We start from the raw sequence: 22,733 nt of genomic DNA, 5'->3' as shown, positions 1-22,733 counted from the left end.
CATCACACTTTGCTGCTGAAACAATAAATCCAAACGCAATAACGGCCCCCAAAGCGATGGCCGTTTAGGTCAAAGTCGCTCAAATCAACTGATCTAGATCAAAAATCTTCTGCGATAAGGATTTACCTGACAAAACTTTCCTAATGCGTGCCCAAGTCTGCTCAAGGCCAATTAACCCTGGTCGATACAAGGTTATATCGCGACTGAGTGCGGTTTGTTGACTGAAGGACTGGTGACGCCAGGGACAATGAACAAGCTGAGGAGCTTATTAAGGTAATGATCAACAGGGTGTCACAGTATGAAAAAAAACGCATTGAAACGACAGAATATTCAAGCGATTAACAAAGAAGTTGTGGTTGCAGAGGACGGTTTTATTGTTAGCAAGACCGATGCGACAGGGCGGTTAACCTACATTAATCGGACGTTTATGGAAGTGTCTGGTTTTGTTGAGTCCGAGCTTTTGGGGCATCAACACAATGTGATTCGTCATCCGGATATGCCGCGAGGTGTGTTCCAAATGCTCTGGCAGGAGTTAAAAGCTGAACGAGAGTTTTTCGGTTATGTAAAAAACCTCTGCCGGGATGGTGCGTATTACTGGGTGTTTGCCAATGTAACGCCGGATGTGGATGAAGATGGAACCTTACGCGGATATTATTCCGTGCGACGAAAGCCCGCCATCGACGCTGTGAAAACTATTGAGCCAATTTACGCCAGGATGCTGGAAGAAGAGCGCCGAGGTGATCGCAAAACAGCACCCAATCGTTCCGCACAGATGTTGCAGGATCACCTGGCGGAGCAGAACCAAAGTTACATTCAATTCATGCAGCAACTGGATGCAGCCTGAAGGAGTAAGTTATGAGTCAGCGTTCAAAAAGGCAATCGCCACCTGGGTTTACTAACCGAATCAGCGACAGAATTCCATTTTTGCGAACACGAGTAAAGTTGGCTGTGGGCATTATGCTTGCCCTGGTATGGTTGAGCAATGGTTTGGCCTTTGCGCTTATCAAACCGTCATGGTGGTTATTGAGCGCTCCATTATTGAGTTTGATTGCCGGGTTCTGGATTTATCGCTTCACTAAACAAATGTTCAATTTGATTGAAACCGTTCAGGCCACGATGGAATCTGCCAATAAAGGAGCCTTTCACAAACGTATCGTGACCACCGTGGGGATGGGTGAGTTGGGTAAAGTGGCTTGGGAGCTGAATGACCTGCTGGATCGCGTCGAATCGTATTTTAAAGAAGTAAACAGTTGTTTCAGTTATGTGGCCCGGGGCTCCTATGATCGAAAAGCGCTTTATAAAGGCTTACCGGGGCAACTGCGGAATTCCTTGTGCTCGATTAATACATCGATCGATCGAATGCGGGAAGGCATGGATCTTTTGGCCGCGAACGAGCTGCATTCTGAGTTGCACAGTCTGAACACTAAAAACTTAATTCAGAATTTAAAAGCCAACCAAGCCGACCTGGATCGGATTTCCCGTCAGGTATACGAAGTGGAAACCATTGCAAACGGCAGCGGTGAAGCCGCACGGGACAGTCAGCAGGAAGTGGACAAAATGGCTGTCCAACTCAGTGATATCAATAGCAGCATTCAGGAAGTTGCTGAGGTAGTGAAAGCCTTGGGTGAAGACAGTGAACGAGTCTCGGCATCTTTGTCGATCATTACGGAAATTGCCGATCAAACCAGTCTATTGGCACTGAACGCGGCGATTGAAGCGGCTCGCGCTGGTGAGCAGGGGCGGGGTTTTGCGGTTGTTGCTGAGGAAGTGAAAGCGTTGTCCAATCGAACAAAAGAAGCGGCGATTGAAGTGTCCTCGACCATTGGGACTTTCAGTTCCCGAGTAAAGGAAATGGTTGATAAGGCCGAAAGCTCCAGTTGCTCGGCCAGCGTAATTGGCGAACAAGTCGAAGCGTTCAAACAGCGTTTTAGTGAATTTTCTGAGTCAGCGGAAACCACCTGTCGATACCTGACCAATGCCAAAGACCGAACCTTCGGTACACTCGCCAAACTGGACCATATTATCTTTAAACAAAATGGTTATTTAGCCTTGGATGATTCCTGTGAGCGAAACGATGAAATTGCAGCCGTATTGATTGACCATACCAGTTGCCGAATGGGGCAGTGGTATTACGAAGGTGACGGAGCCAACAGTTTCAATCATCTCTCGGCTTACCAAAAATTGGAAACGCCTCATGCGAGCGTTCATCAGTCAGTTAGAGATGCGGTGGAGTTGAGGGATGCCAATTGGCGTTTTGTTCCTGAAATCCGACAACAGATTGTGGATCATATGCGCTCGGCGGAAACCCAAAGCGATGAAATTCTGCGACGTATTGATGAAATGATGGATCAGAAGCACGCGTCGTAGGTCGAGAACAAAAATCATCAATGAAAGAGTTGCTGGGCGGTGCACTCGGCAATGGCTTCCGCCTCAGTGATGGCGTCGTGCAGATGTTCGCTTTTCCCCATGTAACCGAGCTGGGATGTCAGAGAGAAGAGGGTGGTTTTCAATTGGCTGAGGGCTTCCAATCTGACGCAGCGTTGTAGGCGGCCGTCCTGGCAGAGCGCACAAATTTCTTCATGGGTGGCATACAGTGTGTTTTCGGCGTACTGATTCCGACCTTGAGCCACGTAGGATGCAGACAGATTATGGCCAGCGATTACCCGCATGGTGATCATGGCGGGGCAGGGGCATTGCGCTAGCAGCATTTGGCTGATTTCGATCCCGGCTTGGAAGCGCTGACAGGATGTCTGGTAGTCGGCGGCGTGGTGAGACTGAGTGCCTTCCTCAATCAGTTTACGGCATGCGTGAAGCGCTTGTTTCGGGTTGGACAGTAACGCTTGTTGGTGCTGAGGACATAGGGCGTTCATGAAGGCGGATACTCATTAAATGATAATCATTATCATTAGTGTAGGGTGAGCTTATAGACCTGTCAACTGTTTTGGATGTCCGCTGAAAATCGCGCCGATCGGCATCTGGAAGTGGTTGTTTTATAAAGAAATAAGCGATTTTGGGCCGAAAACCGTAATTATCGAAGAAGCCTTGAATAAGCCACTTCAAAATATGACTTATTTTGCAAAAACGGCTTGACTAGGCAAAGCCGCATCCCTATTATACGCGCCTCTACGCACTCGTAGCTCAGCTGGATAGAGTACTCGGCTACGAACCGAGCGGTCGAAGGTTCGAATCCTTCCGAGTGCGCCATACAAGAAAGCCCCGGTAAGCTCAGCTTACCGGGGCTTTTTATTGGTGTATCGGATACCTCGCTAGGATTGTTTCCCTTTTCGTCAATTTATAAGCCAGCTCTAAAAGCCAGCCAAGACACACTCAAGCAAGCCTTATAAGCGAAACCGAAGAGAGACGCCGGCTCGTCGGGGCGCTCCGTATACAACGGGTCGCTGGCTCAGGAAAAACTGGGGGCCAACATTCATGACCTCCGCTTCGTCCAGTATGTTCTTCACCCAAACGTCGACTTCCCAATGATCATCAGATGATATCCAGGCCAATCGCGCATTGAGGTGATCGACGCGTTCGCGCAGGCCATTTTGACCGCCATCGTTTGTGTCCCAATTTTCCGGGTCATCGAAAATATCACTGCGGGTGTTGTAGTCCAATCGAGCTTGAAGCGCGCCGCCTGACGACAAATCGTGCTCGTAAAGGGCGGTCAAGTTGAATGTCCAATCGGGAACATTGGCGATGTTATTGCCTTGCAGGTCCACATCGTCTTTGACGTACTCTTTGTATTCGTGATCATACAACGCAAGACCGGCGATTAAACGAAGGTTTTCTGTCAGGGCCAGTTGAGTGTCCAGCTCGACACCTTGGATGCGAGCTTCTCCAGCATTGTCGATAATCGGAGCGGCGGCACCATCAGGAAATGCCTCAACTTGTATATCCGTGTAATCCAAGTGAAAGGCCGCAATGTTCAGGCGCAGGCGATTGTTCCAGAGTTCACTTTTAACACCGAGTTCCAGGTTTACAACATTTTCTTCATCAAAAGGGGTAATGGCGCTGTTTCTTGTTGTGGCTTCTCCGTTAAAGCCGCCGCCCTTGTAACCCGTCGATACTTTTGTGTACAGCATGGCATTGTCGTTCAGATCGTAGGATAGGGAAGCCGACGCCGTTGTCGCTTTCCATTGTTCGTCTGCGTTTGCGATAAGGGGGCCGGGTTCGTCAAGGAACGCGAAGGAGAGGGCGCCGCTTGAACGGTGCATCAGAGTGAAATCTTTTTCGTCGACGGAATAACGAGCTCCCAGCGAGAGCGTACTGCGTTCACTCAGGTCAATTTTGATTTCCGTAAACAGGCCGAGCCCAACATTCTCTGACTCTTGATCAATATAATCCAAGGTTTCGAACATTCCTCCCGCAATGGGCGATGCGGCCAGGGTGCGGTCTTCGATACGATGGTGTTGATCTTTGGATAGATACAATCCAGCGAGCCAGCGAATCGAATCGTCGGATGCTGAGTTGTCGAGCCTGATTTCCTGCGAAAATGTATCGGCGTCATCCAGGCTGGTCGAGAAAAATAGATCGTCCGGTGTGCCAAAACCATCTCGAATCATTTTTGCTTCGGCTTCACGGTAGGTTGTGATGCTGGTCAGCGTGAGCCAGTCAAACTGCTTACTGAGTTCAATGTTGAGGCCTTGAATGGTTCGTGTTGTTCCGAAGTCCAGATGTTGTGAATTACTGACGCTCCAGGGATCTGAACTGAGTTCGGTATAACTGGTTCCCAGGGGGCTGCTGTAGGGGGCATTCACATCGAAATTCTTGCGAGGGGTTTGTCCGCCTTCCTCATCCATCCAATGTGCACGCAGCAGGATGTCCAGGTCGTCGTTTTGATAAAGAAACTGGGCGCGCAATCCAGTGCTTTTCCAGTGGTCAAGATCTTCATCACTGACCAGATCCTCAGTGAAACCGTCGCGCTCAGTGTGGCTGAAGCTCAGGCGCGCGGATACCTCTTCGGATACGGGGCCATTGATAAAACCTTCGAGTTCACGGGCATTATAGGTCCCCAGCCCAAGCCCCAGTTCGGCTTCGAGTTCATTGTGTGGCCGATGGGAGAGTATATGGACCAAGCCTCCTGTGGCGTTTTTTCCATAACTGATGCCTTGGGGGCCTCGCAACACTTCAATTTGTGCAACATCGAAGTAGGCAGCGGAGCGCATGAAATCCCGCGCCAGTACTTCGCCGTCTTGCATGACTAGTACAGAAGATTCACTGGCCGCACCTTCGCTGCCTGAGCTGACGCCTCGAATACTGTATTGTTGTTCCAACGGGCTGGAACTGAACAGTGTGGCGCCAGGTGTGAATGATAAAGTATCGGCTACGTTGTTAATGCCGGCTTGCTTAATAAAGTCTGCAGACAATGCCGTAATGGATATTGGTACGCTTTGGGAATTTTCTTCAACTTTTCGTGCTAATACGACAATTTCTTCCAGCTCAATATGGTGCTCCGGCTGAGAGTCATTGGCCTTGGCCGGGCTGGCGAGCATTGCTGCAGACAAGGCCAAGTACAGGCTGTGGCGAGTGAACGAAGCAATCCTCGGGATTGCGGTTTTTATGGGGGTTGCTACGGTGCGGCGTGTGGCGATCATAATCTCCTCTCTTTGTCATTGTAGTGATCACACGGAGGTCACTATTTTGTCGACAAAGAGAGTGAAACAAGATCTCTCAACGAGGGGAGGTCAGTCGCTATTGGCAAACATGGATGTGATGGCGGTATCCAGGTTTTTCAGCAATGTTGACGCATTCACACCCCAGTGTGCCTTTAAAACAGTGCCCTTGTTTTCGGCGATGACGATAAATCCATGGGCGGTAGCCCATAACGCCAGTGATGCCTGGGTCAGGTTGTTGAAACTGTGTTTTACCGAACCGTCTTCGACGCCAGCGCGAATGGCCTCTGCGATGACCTGGGTGGAATCGACAGACGGTATTTCAAGCTCTTTCTGATTTTGGCCGTCGTCTTTCCGAGCCAGCGCTTCGAAATACCCCGGGTACTTTTTCTGAAAACGCACATAGGCTCTGCCGATAGCCAGTAATTTATCGATGCCCAGCTTCTGTCGCTTTGATGCGGCGACAAACATGTCAGTCATATTTGCCAGAGCCTTACGTTCTATCTCGGCGTGCACACCTTCCTTGTCACCAAAGTAGAAGTTAACCAGGGTCCGGCTGAGTCCAGCGCGTTTGGCGATGGCACCCATTGATGTTTTTTCGTAGCCATTGCTGTCGAATTCGATAATCGCGGCGTCAAGAATTTGCTGTTGACGCCGGTCTTTTTCTTCATCGCTTCGGCTACGAGCGTTCTTTCCCTTGCTCGCTCTGTTCTTGCTGGCCTTGTCTGTCGCAGTACCCATGGTGTTTACCTGAAATGATTGACGGGTAAATGGTAGCAGCTATTGACACCCTGTTAAACAGATTTGCCGTGTTCATGTGGCCATTAAACTTGAGTTGTTGACAATGTGTCAACAGAAAATTAAATTTTTATTGACATGGTGTCAATTTGTGTTGCTTGATAATAGGTGTTGACAGGGTGTCAGCAAGAAAGGTTTTAGCTTGTTTATTGAGTAGAGAGGTTTGTTATATGTGTTCGGTTAAGATGGTATTACTCGCATTCATTTGGGTCTTTTCACCTTGGAGCCTATGCCTTGGCCAGGGGGTAATGATTGTTCCGTCGGCCATTGCGCCTCTGGAGGAGGGCTTGACCCTGGCCCAGATTTCCAGTGATGAGGCGCCATTGATGGATACGTTGCTGGTAATGGAGGAGCATGGAGGGAAGGTTTGGGCGATCAACCTCAGCGAGGCGTTCGATTTCCGACCTGACGACCCGCTGGATTTTGTTGCAGAGATCGGGGTATCGACTCTGAGAACATTTGCGGAAACCGGTCGGCGTAAGGGTTATCACTATTCTGAGTTGAGGGTGTCTCCGGTTCTTGGTAGGAACCATATTGCAGCGGGTACCAATTACACCGCACACCGGGAAGAAACGGATATCAACAGCGGTTTCCTGTTCCCCAAAATTTCTACACCCTCGTCATTCAACAGTACGGTGCGCACGTCGCCTTCTATTTTGATGGATTACGAGGTGGAACTCTGTGTTCGTTTTCAAGCACCGGTGTTCAATGTTTGGAATTTCGAAGAGGTTATTAAAGGTGTATTTCTCTGCGGAGATATGTCTGATCGCGCCGAACTTCTGCGAAAAATTAATACGGACAACCCAGCTTCAGGAATTGGATTCACTGACGCTAAAAGCGGCGATGACCGCTTTCCGGTTGGCCCCTTTACGGTTGTTCCTACGGATTGGAGAATGTTTGTGAATTCGGTCAGTTTGTATACTCAGGTGAATGGCGAGCAACGTCAGTTCAGTTCAGCGGCGAAGATGGTTAAAAAAATTGATGAAATTGTCATCGATATTTTAAAAACGGGGAAGAATGCCAATTGGGTGTATCAAGACAAATCACTGCCATTAATCCACCAGGACTATATCGCTAAGGATATGGCCATTCTCACGGGTACTCCTGAGGGCGTAATTTTTAACGGTATCAGTACCTGGTCCAAAATGTTATGGGGAACACAATGGGCATTGAGCTTTGGTTTTTTGGAAAGCACCGCGGTGAAATACGTGATTGAGCGCACGATAGAGGAAGGTTTTGAGTCCAAACGATATCTCCAGGGTGGCGATAAGGTTGTGCTCGGTGGCACTTATCTGGGAAGGATTGTATTGGATATTGAAGCGTCGCCATAGCGGCTTTACCTTCGGTATATATTGGTTGATGCCCTTTGTCGATTTCTCCGAAATTCGCCTTGAAAAATACCGATACATGTCTAGCTTTTAATGGCGTATTAACAGCTAAGACGGAGCTTTGTATGGAAGGAGTAGTACTGCATTTCGATTCGGAATCTGCTGAGGGCATTATTCGCACTGATGAGGGGGAGAGATTCGCTTTTCAGCAATCGGATTGGAAATCGGATGGCCCGGTTTCAGCGAATTCAAGGGTAGACTTTGTTGTCAAAAATGACAAGGCATCGGAAATCTACCTGCTAAAGACCACCGCCAACAGTCTTTCTGCCGAAGAGTTAGTGCAGAAAATGAAAACGATGCAGGCCAGTAGTACAGGGCAGCGACTCACCGCTCTGTTCTCTGAAGGTATTCACAACACCATTGGTTTTGCCGCCAGCGTAGTGCTTTTCATTACCTGTTTTTTAACCATTATGACGGTGTCGCAGTTTACCTTGGCGATCAGCCTTTGGGATATCGGGCCGGATACCATCTGGGGTAAGTTAATTGCTGTGTGCTCGTTGATTACAGCGATTTGCTATTACGGAGGTGCTTCGCGAATTTACACGCGCATTTTCGGTTTGCTGACTGTGGCATTGATTTGCTATCGCTATATTGAGTTTTTAAACCATATTGCCGCCTTGCGTAAGAACCTCAATATCGGGATTAACTTGACGGGTAGGGGAACATACCGAACCTTGCAAACTGATTGGCAGGATGTTGTGGTTGCAAGTAACTTGATGGCTTTACTTGTCTTACTCTTTGCAAGTTTTAAAAAGGGTTATAAAGGCAACGAGAAGACATTTTAATTGCGGGTGCCTGAAGGTGGAAGCTTGGCGGCCCAAGAGCGGTGTGTCGACAAGCGCAAATACAAAAGTGACAGCGTTTAACGCAATAGCTATGTAAAACAGCAGGTATAAAAAAACCCTCAACAAGCAAACTTGTGAGGGTTTTTTAGGTATATGGCGCACTCGGAAGGATTCGAACCTTCGACCGCTCGGTTCGTAGCCGAGTACTCTATCCAGCTGAGCTACGAGTGCGTTGAGGGCGCGAATAATAGGGGTGGCAGCTTAAGGAGTCAAGGCTTTTTTGGCGCTGTTTGAAATTTGCTCAGCGACTCCGGGGAATATGTTCGTTGCCCACTTACTTTACTGAATGTTCGTTGAAAAATTGTTCAATTTCAGGATAGGTCTCGCTGAATTTCCTTAATCGTGATTCTGTTTGAGTTTCAGTTCCCGGAGATAGCGTGCATGCAGTTTGCTGATGTCCAGTTCCCGGTAGCGTTGGAGCTTGGCAATGTTCACCAGAAGCTTTTCAACATCATCCAGTGTGACATCTTCGCCAACAATGCGGGGCAAGTCGCTGTGCGATCGGTCTCCGTCGTCAAGCTGGCTCTTCAGCGCGTGTTGCTTGGCGAGTTCACGGATGATGCTTTCGGCGTCCAGATTCGGGTTGTCCCAATGAATGGTGAGTTGCTCTGTGGATTGTTTCGTCATTTAAAGCCTTTTAACGAGGGTCGAACACGTGAGTGACAGGGCAACTTTATATAAAGAGAGTGAACGCGAACTGAAAATTGGAAACGATGATTAGCAGCGTCGGTTTACCCAGGAGGGTTCGCTGGACCATAACCTGACAAAGGGCAGGGGGAATTCGAGTCAACAGCAGTATATGAGAGGAAAGCTGGCTTATTGAGATTTGAAGGTCTGTTGATTAAATAGACAAAATTATCCACTTGGTAGTGGATATCCACTATTTGGCGTATTTGACCTGTCAAATTTCCTTCACTTTCCTCTAGAATACGATGAAATTAAAGACAAAAGCTCTGTTGACCCCTTTGGGGATTTGCGACATTCTTTACTTGTAAAGTAAACCTGCGCTAGCATGTGTAACACTGAATAAGAAAACCCTAATGCAAGGGGTTCGCGCGAGCCAGTATTGTCGCGAGAGCAAATTGAGAGAATGAGAGGCAATTCAGCCGCAAACGGCTGGATAAATGCCCCATAAGCAATGCCCGCCAAAAGCGGGCAGTAATGATGAACCTGCGCAAGCAGTAGCAATTGGAACCGTGTTGTGAAGCCTACAAAGACCGAAGACGGTCATCACTTTCATAAGGTGGTGGACTGTCAGTACGCCTGCCCGGCACATACCCCTGTGCCTGAGTATATCCGTTTAATTGCCGCCGGCCGTTATACCGACGCCTACATGATTAACTGGGAATCCAATGTGTTTCCCGGTGTGTTGGGTCGTACCTGCGACCGCCCTTGTGAACCGGCTTGCCGGCGAGGGCGAGTAGAGGACGAGCCTGTGGCGATTTGCCGCCTTAAGCGCGTTGCCGCTGATAACAAACTTGATGATGATGTGGCTGCTCGAATGCCTGACATTCCCAAGCAGAAAAACGGCAAAAAAGTCGCCTTGATTGGCGGCGGCCCTGCCTCGCTTACGGTGGCCCGAGATCTGATGCCTTTGGGCTATGAGGTGCATCTCTACGATGATCAGCCTCTAGGTGGCGGCTTTATGCGCAGTCAGATTCCATCGTTCCGTTTACCGGAAGAAGTATTGAATCAAGAGGTGAACTATATCCTCGATATGGGTGTGATCACTCAGTTCAGTACCTATGTCGACAGCTTGAAATCGATACTCGACAAAGAGTACGACGCTGTCTTTGTCGGAACGGGTGCGCCACGTGGTCGCGATCTGAAGATTCCCGGTCGCGAAGAGGGCGGCGCCAATATTCATTTGGGTATCGAATGGCTGGCGAATGTGGCTTTTGAACATACCGAAACCGTGGGCAAGAAAGTGATTGTGCTCGGTGGTGGTAATACTGCGATGGATTGTTGTCGAACAGCGTTGCGCATCGGTGCAGAGCAGGTCAATGTCATCGTACGCAGTCCGAAATCTGAAATGAAAGCATCACCCTGGGAAATTGAAGACGCTGAACGTGAAGGCGTGCCCATGTTGGAAAATCATGTTCCGCTGGAATTTGTGGTGGAAGAGGGCAAGTTGGTCGGTATGCGTTTCGACCGGGTTGAAGCAAAGTACGACGAAAATGGCAAGCGCAGTCTGGTTTCTCTGGGAGAGGAAGCGGTGTTTGTTGAGTGCGATGATGTCTGTATTGCCATTGGCCAGGATAACGCCTTCCCTTGGATTGAACGAGATCTGGGAATTGAGTTTGGCCAATGGGATATGCCGGTGATTAATGAAGAAAGCTTTCAGTCTACGTTGGCGAAGGTTTTCTTTGGCGGCGATGCGGCTTTTGGCCCAGCCAATGTGATTACAGCGGTGGCTCAAGGCCATCAAGCGGCAGTGTCGATTGATCTGTTCCTGAATGGAAAATCGGTATTGAGTGAACGCCCGCCTGCGACCACGAACTTGGTTAGCCAGAAAATGGGCATTCACGAATGGAGCTACGATAACGGTGTGGTGGAAGACGTCCGTTATGCGGTACCCCATGCAGATGTGGCTACATCCATCAAAGATCGATTGCTGGAAGTGGAACTTGGCTACGACGAGCAACTGGCGTTCGCAGAAGCCCAGCGCTGCTTAAACTGTGATGCCCAAACCGTCTTCACAGAAAGTAAATGCATTGAGTGTGATGCGTGTACGGATATTTGCCCGACCAACTGCATTAACTTTGTTGAAAACGAAGAAGATGAATCGGCGCTGCGCGCGAAGCTTATTGTGCCCGCGAATAACCTCGCTCAAGATCTGCTGGTGTCTGAGGGGCAATTGCAAACTGGGCGAGTAATGGTTAAGGATGAAAATGTGTGCTTGCACTGTGGTCTCTGTGCCGAGCGATGCCCAACGGCCGCTTGGGATATGCAGAAGTTCAGCTATGAAATGGCTAAGGCAGGAGGTGAGGCATGAGCGCAATAAAAAGCATCCAGGCCGTTAATGATTTTGTCATCAAGTTTGCGAATGTGAACGGAACCGGTTCAGCGAGCGCCAATAACTTATTTGCAAAAGCCATTTTCCGTATGGGTATTCCTGTTAGCCCAAAGAACATTTTTCCGTCCAACATTCAGGGGCTGCCAACCTGGTATGAAGTGCGAGTGAATGAAAAAGGGTATTTGGGACGCCGTGGCGGTACCGACTTTATGGTTTCGGTGAATCCACAGAGTATGGCAAAAGATGTCAAAGAAGTTCGCCCAGGCGGTTACTTCTTTTATGACAGTACTAAGCCATTGGATTTGCGTTTACATCGCGACGATATTCATTTTATTGGCATTCCTTTGATGCAAATCTGCATGGAGGAATATAAGGACGCTCGCCAGCGGCAGCTGTTTAAAAACATGATCTACGTGGGCGCACTGGCGGCTTTGCTGGATATTGAGTTTGACGTGCTGACGGGTTTGATTGCCGATCAATTTAAAGGCAAGGAAAAGCTGGTTGCCCCCAATGTGCACGCCCTTGAATTAGGCTTTCAATATGCCAAGGCCAACTTCGAATGCCCTTGCACCATCACCGTAAAACGTTGCGACAATGTGGGGGACCGTATTTTATTGGATGGTAATACCGCCTGTGGTTTGGGTGCGGTCTATGCCGGCGCAACGGTGGCGGGTTGGTATCCTATTACGCCGTCGACTTCGGTCATCGAGGGGTTTGAGAAATACTGTAAGCGTATGCGTATCGATCCCGCCAGCGGCCAGAAAAACTACGCTATCGTGCAGGCCGAAGATGAACTGGCGGCTATCGGCATGGTGATTGGCGCAAGCTGGAATGGCGCGCGCGCCTTTACCGCGACCTCAGGTCCTGGTGTCTCCCTGATGAGTGAATTCCTGGGCTTAGCGTATTTCGCTGAGATTCCTACGGTTTTGATTGATGTGCAACGTGCGGGGCCTTCAACCGGCATGCCAACGCGTACTCAGCAATCGGATATTACTGCAGCCGCCTACGCCTCACACGGTGATACCAAGCATGTGTTGTTGTTTCCTTCGACACCGAAAGATTGTTTTGACATGACTGCCCAGGCTTTTGATTTGGCCGAGCGCTTGCAGACGCCCATCATTATGCTGACCGATTTGGATCTGGGCATGAACGACAATTTATCCGAGCCTTTGAGTTGGGATGATGCCCGTGAGTATGATCGAGGCAAGGTCTTTAATGCTGAAGAGCTGGAGTCCATGAGCGAGCGCTTTGGTCGTTATCTGGACGTGGATGGTGATGGCATTCCTTATCGTACTTATCCGGGAACGCATCCAAGTAAGGGTTCGTTTTTCACTCGAGGTACTTCTCGAGATGAATACGCGGTGTATACCGAAGACGGCAGCGAGTACGTTAAAAACATGGAACGGTTGCTGCACAAGTGGGAAACGGCAAAAACCTATGTGCCAGCGCCCGAAATTATCCGCCGTGACGGTGGCAAGAAGGTGGGCTTGATTCATTTCGGTACCAGCAAAGACGCGACCTTGGAAGCCGTTGATAAACTGGCCGAGCAGGGCATTGCAGCAGACAGTTGTCGCATCCGGGCCTTCCCGTTTAATCATGAAGTGGAGCAGTTTATTGCTGAGCATGAGCAAGTCTTTGTGATCGAGCAAAATCGCGATGCACAAATGCGCTCATTGTTAGTCAATGAATGTGAAATCAACCCCAAATCCCTGATCAAAATTCTCCACTATGATGGCATGCCCATCACTGCGGATACCATTGTTCAGCGAGTGAAAGATGTGGTGCGTCACGACAATGTGACACCCATTAAGCGGGCACAGTAGGGAAAATTCAGGGGAAAAATGATATGAGTTTCTTTAAACCAGAATTTCGTCACCCGGAGTTGCCCACTAATGAGCTGGGCTTCACCAAGAAAAACTATGAGGGTTCCATTTCAACCTTGTGTGCAGGTTGTGGACACGATTCCATCAGCGCGGCTATTGTGCAGTCAATATATGAGCTGTCGATTCCTCCACATAATATTGCCAAATTATCAGGCATTGGTTGTTCATCCAAAACACCAACATACTTTTTGGGTAATTCCCACGGGTTTAACTCGGTACATGGGCGCATGCCTTCAGTGGCGACCGGCGCCAATATGGCAAATCGGGAAATGATTTATGTAGGTGTTTCCGGTGATGGTGATACGGCATCTATTGGTATGGGACAGTTTACCCATGCTGTGCGACGTAACCTGAATATGATGTATGTGGTGGAAAACAACGGTTGCTATGGCCTCACTAAAGGGCAAGATTCAGCCACCGCGGATGTTGGTTCGGTCAGTAAGAAAGGTGAACCAAACCCGTTTGAGGCCATCGACCTTGCCAGTGTGGCTCTGCAACTTGGTGCAACGTTTGTGGCGCGGAGCTTTTCCGGAGACAAAGAGCAGTTGGTGCCCTTGATTAAAGCCGCAATTTCCCATCGTGGTTTTGCTTTGATTGATGTGATTTCCCCTTGTGTGACCTTTAACAACAATCCCGGCTCCACCAAGGGGTATGAGCACGTTCGCGATCACCTGGCGGCTACGGGTACGGTGGATTTTGTTCCGATGAGAGAGGAAATCACAGCCGATTATGGCGCAGGCACCGCTCAGGAAGTCACCTTACACGATGGCAGTGTGGTGCACCTTCAAAAAGCGGATGCCGATCTCGATGTGAATGATCGTCGCAGCGCGTTGAAGTTGATTAAAGACTATAAAGCTCAGGACAAAATCCTGACGGGGTTGCTTTATATGGACCCCGACTCCCAGGATTGCCATGAAACGATCGGGACTTGTAAAAAAGCCCTCCGAAAGCTGGGTGAGACTGAATTGTGCCCAGGAGATAAAGCCTTGCAAGCGATCAATGAGAGTTTGCGCTAGCGAGTCATTTCTCGGCACACACTCAATGTGCCTCATGTCAAACGGCGGTTACCCTTCGGGAACCGCCGTTTTTGTTTCACCCCATTTCGAATGCCGGTCCTGAGTCGTAGATTCGCCGAATGATTCCTTGATTTTGAGTGTTTGCAGGTAGAATATTGTTCCTGAATCAGACTATTCCAGCGTACCTGATGTGGCGAATATAAGCCGGTTCGATTTCGACGAGCCGTTCGAGCGAGTGGGCCTTATGGAATGGAGAGGGGTTACCGAGAGCAAGGCCATCATCAAGAGGCGCTTTCAACTGTCATTATTAAGAGCCGTTATCAAGAGCCACAGTCAATGGAAATATGTGCTGCAGGCGTACAAGATCTGCATGATATGAATCGGATCATCGTGGCCGCCAAAAGGCACTGGAACTATCCCGAAGAATGGATACAGCTATGGTTGCCCGATCTCAAGGTCGACGAGTCGATATTGCAAGAAAGACGTTTCTGGGTGGCGAAACACGGTGGCGCGATCATTGCGCTGGCCTCCTGCGCCAGTCTGGGAGCTGATCATTATGAACTCGAAGATTGTTGGGTTGATCCCGCGTGCATGGGATTGGGGGCCGGGAAAGCACTTATGGATTATGTGTGTGCTTACTTGAAAAGTGTTTCCGCCAAAGAACTGCTGATTGCAGCAGACCCTAATGCTACCGGCTTCTATGAAAAGATGGGTGCACAAGCTTGTGGTTTAAGAGAATCCACACCCGAAGGCAGGCAGCTGCCTTTGTATAAGGTGATTTTTAACCCATAGGGTGTTAGGCGAGTTCAGGAGATATTGGCTGTGTTAGATAAGCTCCGAAACTGGGACGGTAAAAGCAGCGAGGATATCGCCCTAATTTATGCGCAACACCATAGGGATGTGGGCTTCGTCGAGTGTGTATTTAACTGGCCTGAAGATGAGCACCTGCAAAAAGGCCTGAGCTACTTGCTCAAGCGACATTGCGATCAGGGGGAGACTGTTGAGGCGAAGCGGGTGGCTGAGTTGTTGCCGCATCTACAAACCAAACTCCATTGGGAAATTGCCCTTCATATTTTGCAGTCAATTGGAAGCCTCGAAATTGCCCTGGAACAGCGCGAAGCGTGGGAGCGTTTTATCCGTCTATGCCTGACTGATGAGAATAAATTTGTACGGGCTTGGAGTTATTACGCCTTTGTTGTGTTGTCACAAGGCTTTCCTGAGTACAAAGAAGGCGTCCGTCAACTGATTGATATGGCCTTGCGAGACGAAGCTCCTTCTGTGAAAGCCAGAATTCGACAAATGAAAAAACAAGGTCTGTGTTGACGATTACAGGCCATCAGCGAGGGTTTACCATGCCAACTATTTCTCACATTGGTCAGATCGCGATTTGTGTGCGCGATGTTCCTGCTGCGTTGTCGTTTTACCGGGACATTCTGGGGTTGCCGCATTTGTTTTCGCCCAGCGAACAACTGGCGTTTCTGCAATGTGGCCAAACCCGCATCATGTTGACCGAACCGCAAGGCGCCGGCGAGGTAGCCCATAACTCGATCTTGTATTATCAGTTACAGGATATCGAAAGCTTTTATCGCGAATTGTTAGCGGCAGGCGTAGTGGGCGAACGCTCGCCTGAATTTGCCGCGCCGATGCCGGACCACGATCTCTGGCTGGCCTTTGTGAAAGATCCAGAAGGCAATTTGATTGGTCTGATGGAAGAAAAGCCAAAAAGCCAGTAATGTATTCGATGTGCGTGAATTGGGACTAATGAGCATGAACGATCGTCACCCAACGGTACTCGCCGTTAACAAAGCCTTTTGCGAGCAGGCTGGCCGACCCTTTGAGGTCATTGATGCCTGGCATTTTTGCGATAAGCGGCAGGATGCGGATGATTGTGCGGCGCTGGTGTTGTCGGGAGAGAAACGGGCGACGTCTCCCTCTCTTTGGTGGTACGAGCAAAGTGGGGAGGCACTGCCAAAAGCCGGCGATGTGAACATTATCACCAATTGGGCTGGCGAAGCTCAGTGTGTCATACAAACCCTCGTTGTGGACATTTGTGCATACAACAAAATCAGTGAAGCTTATGCTTTTCTCGAGGGTGAAGGCGATAAAAGCCTGGCCTATTGGCAGGCCGTACATTGGCCGTATTATCAGCGGGAATTGGAACCTTTTGGTTTGCAGCCCCAAGTGGACATGCCAATTGTTTGCGAACACTTCGAGCTTGTGTTTCGTCCCTGAGCGTGATCAGAGTTCATTTGCCCGTCGATAGCGACCTTCGTAATCAAACAGCTTTTCAATGATACGGCTGAAACGCTTTTCCTGGCGGGCTATCACAAAGTCAGGAGCTCGCAATTGAGCTTCTCGTTCCAGAATGTATTGCGCCGTCAGTCTGTCGATGTCGGCTTTGGGGAACTGCCCCTGCAATTGACGGTGTGGTTTTAACAAGTAATGCCAGCAAGCGTAACGCTGTTTAGCTGTGTCGAGGTAAAAGTATTCTTTGAGTTCCGCGCCGTCTTCATCGTGATAGGCTATTTCCAGGCGTTCTTTTCCTTCTTTTTCCGTCACGTTTACACTCAGCCCCGAACAACGAAGGACGATGTGGTCGCGCAGTGATAAGGCGTTTTTCAATTTTTCATCGGGGTCAACGAGCTGTTGCTCACAGTTCTGGCATTTGCGTGCGGCAATGTCATTTTCCTGGCCACAGCTTGGGCATTCCTTGAAGCGAAAGCGAAACTCACAGCGTTGTTTTTGTAAGCGAGCCTTTTCAAGCGGGGGCAGCAGGGACGTGTCGCTATTGTGTCCAGGGTCGATCAGGCCCTGGCAGCGACGGCCATAGTGTTCGATCAGTAAACCATCGCTGTCGAGTTTGCCCCAGAAATGATTGTTGAAACCGCAGGTGGGGCAAGCGACGGCCACGATATCGCTGTCAGATTCCGGTTTTGCCTGGCCGATTTCGGGTTTGAACAGTTGGTGTTGATTGCCGGCGTAGTCCAGAACGAGGCATTTTTCTTTTCCGGGGCTTAACCGTAGTCCACGTCCGATGATTTGCTGATAGAGACTGACGGATTCGGTAGGACGAAGCAGCACAATGGTGTCGACATGGGGCGCATCAAAACCCGTTGTGAGTACTGCGACATTGACGAGGTATTTTATGTCCCGATTTTTGAAGGCTTGAATGACCGAGTCGCGGGCACTTTGCTTCATGTCGCCGATAACCATGGCCGAACATTCGCCCGGTAAATAACCCATGATTTCCTTGGCATGCTCAACGGTTGCGGCAAAAATCATCGTGCCTTCGCGATCCTCACTCAGAGATACCACTTGCTCAATAATTCTGGCAGTCGCACGTTTGCTTTTCTGCAGAACCTGGTTGAGATCGGTGCTGCTGAACAAACCACTTTGCTTGGGGCGGAGCTGTTCAAAATCATAGAGGGCGACCGGGGCATCCAGAAGATCTACCGGGCTGAGAAACGCTTCTTGAATCATATGCTTCAGTGGCAGTTCGTAGATACAATAGCGAAAGGCGGTATGTTCGTCTGTCCGCCAACGGTTTTCCTGCAGATGATGTTGGTAGATCCAGCCGGTATCCAGCCGATAGGGTGTTGCTGTCAGTCCTAACACTTTGAGCTTGGCATTGCTTGCGCGAAGGGTATCGATAACCTGTTGGTATTGAGAGTCTTCATCCAAAGCCAATCGATGGCATTCATCAATGATCAGTAGAGAGTATTCTTGTTCAAACTGATTCAAGTTTCGGGCGACGGATTGCACACTGCCAAAAACAATTTGCGCATCCGTTTGCTTTTCCTGTAAGCCCGCTGAAAAAATCGCTGCAGTTGCTCCGGTCGCTCGAAACTTGGCCGCATTTTGTTCAACCAATTCTTTGACATGAGCCAACACTAGAATTTTGCGACGAGCCAGCCTGGCGAGTTCCGCAATGACCAGACTTTTTCCTGCACCGGTAGGCAGCACAATCACGGCCGGGTCATCGCTCTGCCGAAAATGCTTCAGAGTGGCGTCGACGGCTTCTTGTTGATAGGGGCGTAGTTGCCAGTGGTGCTTACTCATTCAAAAATCGATGTGCCGGTTCAAGTGAAAGGGGGTGGATAGGCCTTGTGAAACGGTCTGCTTATTGTATTACAAGACGTGGGGTATTCGTTAGCGTCCTGGACCGGGTAAAACTCTTGCCCTGAAGCGGGTGATCCGCTACCGTAGCCGACCTTTTGAAAAGAAATACCGCTCTTTGTGAGAATCGTATTTCTTGCAGCGCAGATGAGAGAACGATAATCGCCCATGCAGGACGACTCGCTATCGAATCAAACTTGGTTGGCAGCATTACAGGCGTTCGATATAAACGCCGATGCGCTGGCTGAATTTGAAGCACTATTGGGCCAACAGGCCGCTGAACATCTACAGGCTCCCGATCGGCCTGGCTTATCCAATCAAAACAAAGTTGAACAATGCTTCTATTCCAGTGAAGTGCCTGCGATGGCGAAAAGCTTTGCGGAATACAGTCAGTTGTTGGGGCCAGCGATATCCGGTTCTGTGAATACGGCCCGCCCGGATTTTGTAGGCCATATGACTTCAGCTTTGCCGGCGTTTATGCCACCCGTGCAAAAGCTTATGGCCTCGTTGAACCAGAACAATGTGAAGCTTGAGACCTCGGGTTATTTTACCGATCTGGAACGCCAGGTTCTGGCCATTCTGCACCGTTGTTTCTTTGGCTCACAACTTGCTCAGGGCGATCGTGGGGTTGAGGATTACTATCGCAATAATATGCACAGCCCGACTCAAGCGTTCGGGGTGTTCTGCTCAGGCGGAACTCTGGCGAATTTGATGGCCCTGTGGGTAGCCCGCAATCGGCTGCTGGCGTCATACGAGCTGGCTGAGAAAGGGTTGTTTGGGGCGATGTCAGGGATGGCTAAAGATGGCTACACCGGGTTGGCGGTTCTGGTCAGTGAGCGCGGGCATTATTCCTTGAGTAAAGCGGCTGATGTGCTGGGTATTGGTCGCGAGAACTTGATTGCCATTGAGGTGGATGATGAGCATCGCATGGATATGCGGGCTTTGCGCCGCAAAGCTACCGCGCTTCAGGCCAGCGGTATAAAGGTTTTGGCTTTGGTCGGAGTGGCCGGAGCAACGGAAACCGGCTCTATTGACCCTCTCAACGAAATGGCGGAGTTTGCTCAGGAGCTGGGCTGCCACTTTCATGTGGATGGCGCATGGGGTGGGGCGGCTATCTTCTCAGACCGCCAACGTGAAAAATTGGCGGGTATTGAATTCGCGGATTCCATTACTCTGGATGCCCACAAGCAGCTTTATGTGCCGATGGGGGCCGGAATGGTTCTGTTTCGCGAACCTGAGGCGGTCAATGCCATCAAGCATCATGCCTCTTACATCATTCGTTCAGATTCCAAAGATCTTGGGGCTTATACTCTGGAAGGCTCAAGGCCAGCCATGTCCTTATTGCTGCATGCCGGTTTGCACTTGATTGGCGCTGAAGGTTACGGTGCTCTGATTGATCATTCAGTGGCGCTGGCCAGCGAGTTTGCCCGTTTGATTCGTGACAGTGAGGATTTTGAACTGATTCTGGATCCTGAGCTGAATATCTTATCCTATCGCTATTGCCCGCCTACCGAGCGTAACGCGCTACGCAAAGCCATCACTGAAGGCGATGCAGCGCTCATTGCTGGCCTGAATCAGCGATTAAGCGATCAGACGGTAGCCATTCAGATTGCCCAAGCGGCGGGCACACAAGGCTTTGTATCTCGCACACAATTACACCTGCCGCATTACGGCTCCAAGGCAATTCATGTTTTCCGCGTCGTGTTGGCCAATCCCTACACTCGTATTGAGCATCTGGTCGAGATACTGGAAGAGCAACGTCGTCTTGCCGCTCAGCTCGCCTGAGTGCGGTTTCAAGGAGATAGTCTGTAAACCTTGCTGTCCATGATCCCCAAAGAAGAAAATGGCGTTGTTGGGACGTGTGCAGGCCCAGGGGCTTGTGTGGGTTCTGATGTATCAAAACAGGGGAAGAAAAGAGGTGCAGAGAAAGAAAATTGAGCGTCCATGCTCTTTTGCAAAATCCGTTTCCGCGGTAATTTCACCGCTTAAGCACCATAGCAATAGCAATTCTTTAACGTCTGGGAGCCGTGCCCCCTCAATAAAATTTGTAGTTTTTTTCCAACTTTTTTAGCAATTGTCTGCTTGTTTCCAATAACTGTCGGTTTTCCCCCTAAATCAATAGAGTCTTGTTTAATTATTGCTCAGGTTTCTGGGGGCCATGGTTCTGTGGCCAAGGCTGAAATCTAAACTTGGCCAACGGTGGGTAGTATTTTTACCCTACTCAGATCACCACGACTTCAAGTGGCTCAAAACCGTTAAATTCGGTGCCACAAGCGTGTACATAAGCTCCGGTATTATGCAGAGTGATAAAGTCACCACTTTGCAGTTTTGCACTCAGTGGTGTGCCTTTGCCGTCAACACCCTTACCGAAAACATCAATGGAATCGCAGGTTGGGCCACCAAAGGTCCACAGGGCCTGCTCATCCTCATCGGAATGATTAGAGGTGACGGCAGTATCAAAGGCGTCAGTCAATTCCATCAGACCATGGTAAAAACCCGCGTCCACATAGGCCCAGCGATCTTCACCACGTTTGGTGGTGCCGATCACCTGGCAAATGATACGACCCGCTTCGGCCACCATATAACGGCCAGGCTCGGCGATGACGTTGATATCGTCAGGCAAATCCGCCAGCTCAGCGTTGATCACATCGGCAATCGCTTCAATGCTTGGGGCCAGTTGCTGTTTTGTGGGGTTTTCAATGATGTCGCTAGGCTGCATTGGGTAACCACCGCCCAGGTTGAGCAGGCGAGGTTTCAGGCCCAGGGATTTCATGGTCTCGAAACAGGCCTTGGATTCCCGAATGCCGGTCTGCCAGTTTTCCGTATTGGTGCACTGCGAGCCTACGTGAAAGGTCACACCGGCCAGATCGGCTTTCAGTTCGACAGCGCGTTTCAGAATTGGCATGACTTCATCCGTGGCAGCACCAAACTTACTGGACAGCGGCCATAAAGAACCTTTGTTGGTGGTATACAGGCGCAGGTACAAAGAAGCATCCGGCTTGACTGCCAGCACTTTCTCCATTTCCTCGATGCAGTCGATAACGTACCACTGCACGCCATTTTCAACAGCAAAGCTCAAATGCTGGGGGCCTTTAAAAGGGTTGCTGTAGAACACGGACTTGGGGTCGACGCCCAGCGCCAGCAGCATTTCCAGCTCCTTGCGAGAAGCGATCTCGAAGTTAACGCCGCAATTGAGGAGTGTGCGCAAAACCTCAGGGTGGGGGTTGGCTTTCACTGCATAGTGCGCCTGCACACGGGGCATGGCCTTGGCGAAGCGCTTGGCCTGGCGTCGAATAACAGCACTGTCAATAATAATCTTTGGCCCACTGTAGCTGCTCTGCAAAGGGTTGGCTGCGGATGCCGCAGTGGCATGGCTGTCAGAATGCGGAAATGGGTGATATTGATTCATATTGACCTCGGCTAAGCACGGGCGCTTTAACGCGCTACTACATCGATGCGAAGGGCTGTATTTGCCCAAATATGCTTGGCAGTATAGACAGCTTGTTTGTCAAAATTAATAATCAGACTTTACAAAATGAACTTATTTGGTAATCATTTTGATTTGTTGTGTGATCATAATGTTCAGTTGAGCTGTGTGAATGAAGGGCGAATGACTTATGAAGGTGGTATCAGAGCTGGATCGGCAGCTTATTCAATTACTGAGTGGCAATGCTCGGGCCTCGGTCGCTGAGCTGGCGCGGGAGCTGTCAGTGACTCGGGCAACCGTGCAAAATCATATTCAGCAACTGCAGCAGCAGGGCATCATTCAGGGCTATACGCTGCGTCTGTCCAATGCGTATCGTGGGACCATGATCGAAGCCCACGTTTCTATAGCCACTGAGCAGCGCAAGGTCAGCCAGCTCTGCCGCAAGTTGCAAACCATGGATGATGTTCGCTCTCTTTACAGCATCAGCGGGGAATTTGATCTGGTGGCTATTATTAAGTCGGCGTCAACGGAATCTCTGGATCAGGCGGTTGACCATATTTCCGAATTGGATGGGGTGATTCGTACCCAGACATCTGTGGTACTTTCCACCAAGTTTGAGCGCTAATGACCCC

19 protein-coding genes and 2 tRNA genes are annotated in these 22,733 nt (G+C 49.7%); 14 read left to right on the top strand and 7 right to left on the bottom strand.

The window, feature by feature from the left end:
* Positions 1-298 precede the first annotated feature (298 nt).
* Together ABWW03_RS12595 and ABWW03_RS12590 are read left to right on the top strand one after the other, a co-directional pair.
* A complete protein-coding gene (locus tag ABWW03_RS12595) occupies positions 299-844 on the top strand; it encodes a PAS domain-containing protein (RefSeq protein WP_353408687.1) in 546 nt (181 codons plus the stop codon).
* A gap of 11 nt (positions 845-855) precedes the next feature.
* Entirely contained in the window at positions 856-2,367 is a 1,512-nt protein-coding gene (locus tag ABWW03_RS12590; RefSeq protein ID WP_353408686.1) for a methyl-accepting chemotaxis protein, read from the top strand.
* Positions 2,368-2,384: 17 nt separating this feature from the next.
* Here the strand turns inward: ABWW03_RS12590 and ABWW03_RS12585 are convergent, their stop codons facing one another.
* Entirely contained in the window at positions 2,385-2,870 is a 486-nt protein-coding gene (locus tag ABWW03_RS12585) for a hypothetical protein (RefSeq protein ID WP_353408685.1), read from the bottom strand.
* Positions 2,871-3,127: 257 nt separating this feature from the next.
* Between ABWW03_RS12585 and ABWW03_RS12580 the strand changes: the two genes are divergently transcribed.
* Positions 3,128-3,204: transfer RNA gene (locus tag ABWW03_RS12580), tRNA-Arg, on the top strand.
* A gap of 134 nt (positions 3,205-3,338) precedes the next feature.
* Here ABWW03_RS12580 and ABWW03_RS12575 read toward each other — a convergent pair.
* Together ABWW03_RS12575 and ABWW03_RS12570 are read right to left on the bottom strand one after the other, a co-directional pair.
* Positions 3,339-5,594, bottom strand: a complete 2,256-nt coding sequence (locus ABWW03_RS12575; protein WP_353408684.1) for a TonB-dependent receptor — start codon at positions 5,592-5,594, stop codon at positions 3,339-3,341.
* 90 nt (positions 5,595-5,684) lie between these two features.
* Entirely contained in the window at positions 5,685-6,353 is a 669-nt protein-coding gene (locus tag ABWW03_RS12570) for a TetR/AcrR family transcriptional regulator (RefSeq protein ID WP_353408683.1), read from the bottom strand.
* A gap of 305 nt (positions 6,354-6,658) precedes the next feature.
* Here ABWW03_RS12570 and ABWW03_RS12565 point away from each other — a divergent pair, with 305 nt between their 5' ends.
* Both ABWW03_RS12565 and ABWW03_RS12560 read left to right on the top strand, forming a co-directional pair.
* Positions 6,659-7,741, top strand: a complete 1,083-nt coding sequence (locus tag ABWW03_RS12565) for a fumarylacetoacetate hydrolase family protein (protein WP_353408682.1) — start codon at positions 6,659-6,661, stop codon at positions 7,739-7,741.
* 59 nt (positions 7,742-7,800) lie between these two features.
* Positions 7,801-8,583: a hypothetical protein gene (locus ABWW03_RS12560; protein WP_353408681.1), complete on the top strand. Its 783-nt coding sequence runs from the start codon at positions 7,801-7,803 to the stop codon at positions 8,581-8,583.
* A 154-nt stretch (positions 8,584-8,737) separates the two neighbouring features.
* Here ABWW03_RS12560 and ABWW03_RS12555 read toward each other — a convergent pair.
* A tRNA-Arg gene (locus tag ABWW03_RS12555) sits at positions 8,738-8,814 on the bottom strand.
* Between the two features lie 165 nt (positions 8,815-8,979).
* Positions 8,980-9,270 carry a hypothetical protein gene (locus ABWW03_RS12550; protein ID WP_353408680.1) on the bottom strand — a complete coding sequence of 97 codons (291 nt, stop codon included), beginning with the start codon at positions 9,268-9,270 and terminating at the stop codon, positions 8,980-8,982.
* Positions 9,271-9,844: 574 nt separating this feature from the next.
* Here ABWW03_RS12550 and ABWW03_RS12545 point away from each other — a divergent pair.
* From ABWW03_RS12545 to ABWW03_RS12515, 7 genes are all read left to right on the top strand, one after another.
* Positions 9,845-11,638 (top strand): FAD-dependent oxidoreductase, encoded by a 1,794-nt coding sequence (locus ABWW03_RS12545; protein ID WP_353408679.1) that lies wholly within the window; start codon positions 9,845-9,847, stop codon positions 11,636-11,638.
* The gene (locus ABWW03_RS12540; RefSeq protein WP_353408678.1) at positions 11,635-13,482 is read left to right on the top strand and encodes a 2-oxoacid:acceptor oxidoreductase subunit alpha; all 1,848 of its coding nucleotides are present in this window, start codon (positions 11,635-11,637) and stop codon (positions 13,480-13,482) included. The genes ABWW03_RS12545 and ABWW03_RS12540 overlap by 4 nt, the downstream gene beginning before the upstream one ends.
* 23 nt (positions 13,483-13,505) lie before the next feature.
* Entirely contained in the window at positions 13,506-14,558 is a 1,053-nt protein-coding gene (locus ABWW03_RS12535) for a 2-oxoacid:ferredoxin oxidoreductase subunit beta (RefSeq protein ID WP_353408677.1), read from the top strand.
* A 336-nt stretch (positions 14,559-14,894) separates the two neighbouring features.
* A complete protein-coding gene (locus tag ABWW03_RS12530) occupies positions 14,895-15,350 on the top strand; it encodes a GNAT family N-acetyltransferase (protein WP_353408676.1) in 456 nt (151 codons plus the stop codon).
* Positions 15,351-15,380: 30 nt separating this feature from the next.
* On the top strand, positions 15,381-15,881 hold the full coding sequence (locus ABWW03_RS12525; RefSeq protein ID WP_353408675.1) for a hypothetical protein: 501 nt from the start codon (positions 15,381-15,383) through the stop codon (positions 15,879-15,881).
* 29 nt (positions 15,882-15,910) lie between these two features.
* On the top strand, positions 15,911-16,291 hold the full coding sequence (locus ABWW03_RS12520) for a VOC family protein (protein ID WP_353408674.1): 381 nt from the start codon (positions 15,911-15,913) through the stop codon (positions 16,289-16,291).
* 34 nt (positions 16,292-16,325) lie between these two features.
* Positions 16,326-16,790 carry an ASCH domain-containing protein gene (locus ABWW03_RS12515; RefSeq protein ID WP_353408673.1) on the top strand — a complete coding sequence of 155 codons (465 nt, stop codon included), beginning with the start codon at positions 16,326-16,328 and terminating at the stop codon, positions 16,788-16,790.
* A 6-nt stretch (positions 16,791-16,796) separates the two neighbouring features.
* Here the strand turns inward: ABWW03_RS12515 and ABWW03_RS12510 are convergent, their stop codons facing one another.
* Positions 16,797-18,617, bottom strand: coding sequence for a DEAD/DEAH box helicase (locus tag ABWW03_RS12510; protein ID WP_353408672.1), 1,821 nt, complete (start codon positions 18,615-18,617; stop codon positions 16,797-16,799).
* A gap of 225 nt (positions 18,618-18,842) precedes the next feature.
* On the opposite strand from ABWW03_RS12510, the gene panP reads away from it, so the two are divergent.
* On the top strand, positions 18,843-20,459 hold the full coding sequence (panP, locus tag ABWW03_RS12505) for a pyridoxal-dependent aspartate 1-decarboxylase PanP (RefSeq protein WP_353408671.1): 1,617 nt from the start codon (positions 18,843-18,845) through the stop codon (positions 20,457-20,459).
* Between the two features lie 436 nt (positions 20,460-20,895).
* Here panP and ABWW03_RS12500 read toward each other — a convergent pair whose 3' ends face one another.
* Entirely contained in the window at positions 20,896-22,083 is a 1,188-nt protein-coding gene (locus tag ABWW03_RS12500) for a type III PLP-dependent enzyme (protein WP_353408670.1), read from the bottom strand.
* Positions 22,084-22,291: 208 nt separating this feature from the next.
* Between ABWW03_RS12500 and ABWW03_RS12495 the strand changes: the two genes are divergently transcribed.
* Positions 22,292-22,726 carry an Lrp/AsnC family transcriptional regulator gene (locus ABWW03_RS12495; RefSeq protein ID WP_353408669.1) on the top strand — a complete coding sequence of 145 codons (435 nt, stop codon included), beginning with the start codon at positions 22,292-22,294 and terminating at the stop codon, positions 22,724-22,726.
* Positions 22,727-22,733: the final 7 nt, after the last annotated feature.

It is taken from the genome of Pseudoteredinibacter isoporae (assembly GCF_040372805.1).
GTDB classification, from domain to species: Bacteria; Pseudomonadota; Gammaproteobacteria; order Pseudomonadales; family Cellvibrionaceae; genus Pseudoteredinibacter; species Pseudoteredinibacter isoporae_A.
The sequence above is the reverse complement of the archived record's forward strand: the minus strand, read 5'-3'. Positions and strand labels throughout refer to the sequence as shown.

Coding starts and splice junctions, on each gene's coding strand:
- ABWW03_RS12595 (WP_353408687.1), top strand. CDS start 299: ATGAAAAAAAACGCATTGAAACGACAGAATATTCAAGCGATTAACAAA.
- ABWW03_RS12590 (WP_353408686.1), top strand. CDS start 856: ATGAGTCAGCGTTCAAAAAGGCAATCGCCACCTGGGTTTACTAACCGA.
- ABWW03_RS12585 (WP_353408685.1), bottom strand. CDS start 2,870: ATGAACGCCCTATGTCCTCAGCACCAACAAGCGTTACTGTCCAACCCG.
- ABWW03_RS12575 (WP_353408684.1), bottom strand. CDS start 5,594: ATGATCGCCACACGCCGCACCGTAGCAACCCCCATAAAAACCGCAATC.
- ABWW03_RS12570 (WP_353408683.1), bottom strand. CDS start 6,353: ATGGGTACTGCGACAGACAAGGCCAGCAAGAACAGAGCGAGCAAGGGA.
- ABWW03_RS12565 (WP_353408682.1), top strand. CDS start 6,659: ATGATTGTTCCGTCGGCCATTGCGCCTCTGGAGGAGGGCTTGACCCTG.
- ABWW03_RS12550 (WP_353408680.1), bottom strand. CDS start 9,270: ATGACGAAACAATCCACAGAGCAACTCACCATTCATTGGGACAACCCG.
- ABWW03_RS12540 (WP_353408678.1), top strand. CDS start 11,635: ATGAGCGCAATAAAAAGCATCCAGGCCGTTAATGATTTTGTCATCAAG.
- ABWW03_RS12535 (WP_353408677.1), top strand. CDS start 13,506: ATGAGTTTCTTTAAACCAGAATTTCGTCACCCGGAGTTGCCCACTAAT.
- ABWW03_RS12530 (WP_353408676.1), top strand. CDS start 14,895: ATGGAAATATGTGCTGCAGGCGTACAAGATCTGCATGATATGAATCGG.
- ABWW03_RS12520 (WP_353408674.1), top strand. CDS start 15,911: ATGCCAACTATTTCTCACATTGGTCAGATCGCGATTTGTGTGCGCGAT.
- ABWW03_RS12515 (WP_353408673.1), top strand. CDS start 16,326: ATGAACGATCGTCACCCAACGGTACTCGCCGTTAACAAAGCCTTTTGC.
- ABWW03_RS12510 (WP_353408672.1), bottom strand. CDS start 18,617: ATGAGTAAGCACCACTGGCAACTACGCCCCTATCAACAAGAAGCCGTC.
- panP (WP_353408671.1), top strand. CDS start 18,843: ATGCAGGACGACTCGCTATCGAATCAAACTTGGTTGGCAGCATTACAG.
- ABWW03_RS12500 (WP_353408670.1), bottom strand. CDS start 22,083: ATGAATCAATATCACCCATTTCCGCATTCTGACAGCCATGCCACTGCG.
- ABWW03_RS12495 (WP_353408669.1), top strand. CDS start 22,292: ATGAAGGTGGTATCAGAGCTGGATCGGCAGCTTATTCAATTACTGAGT.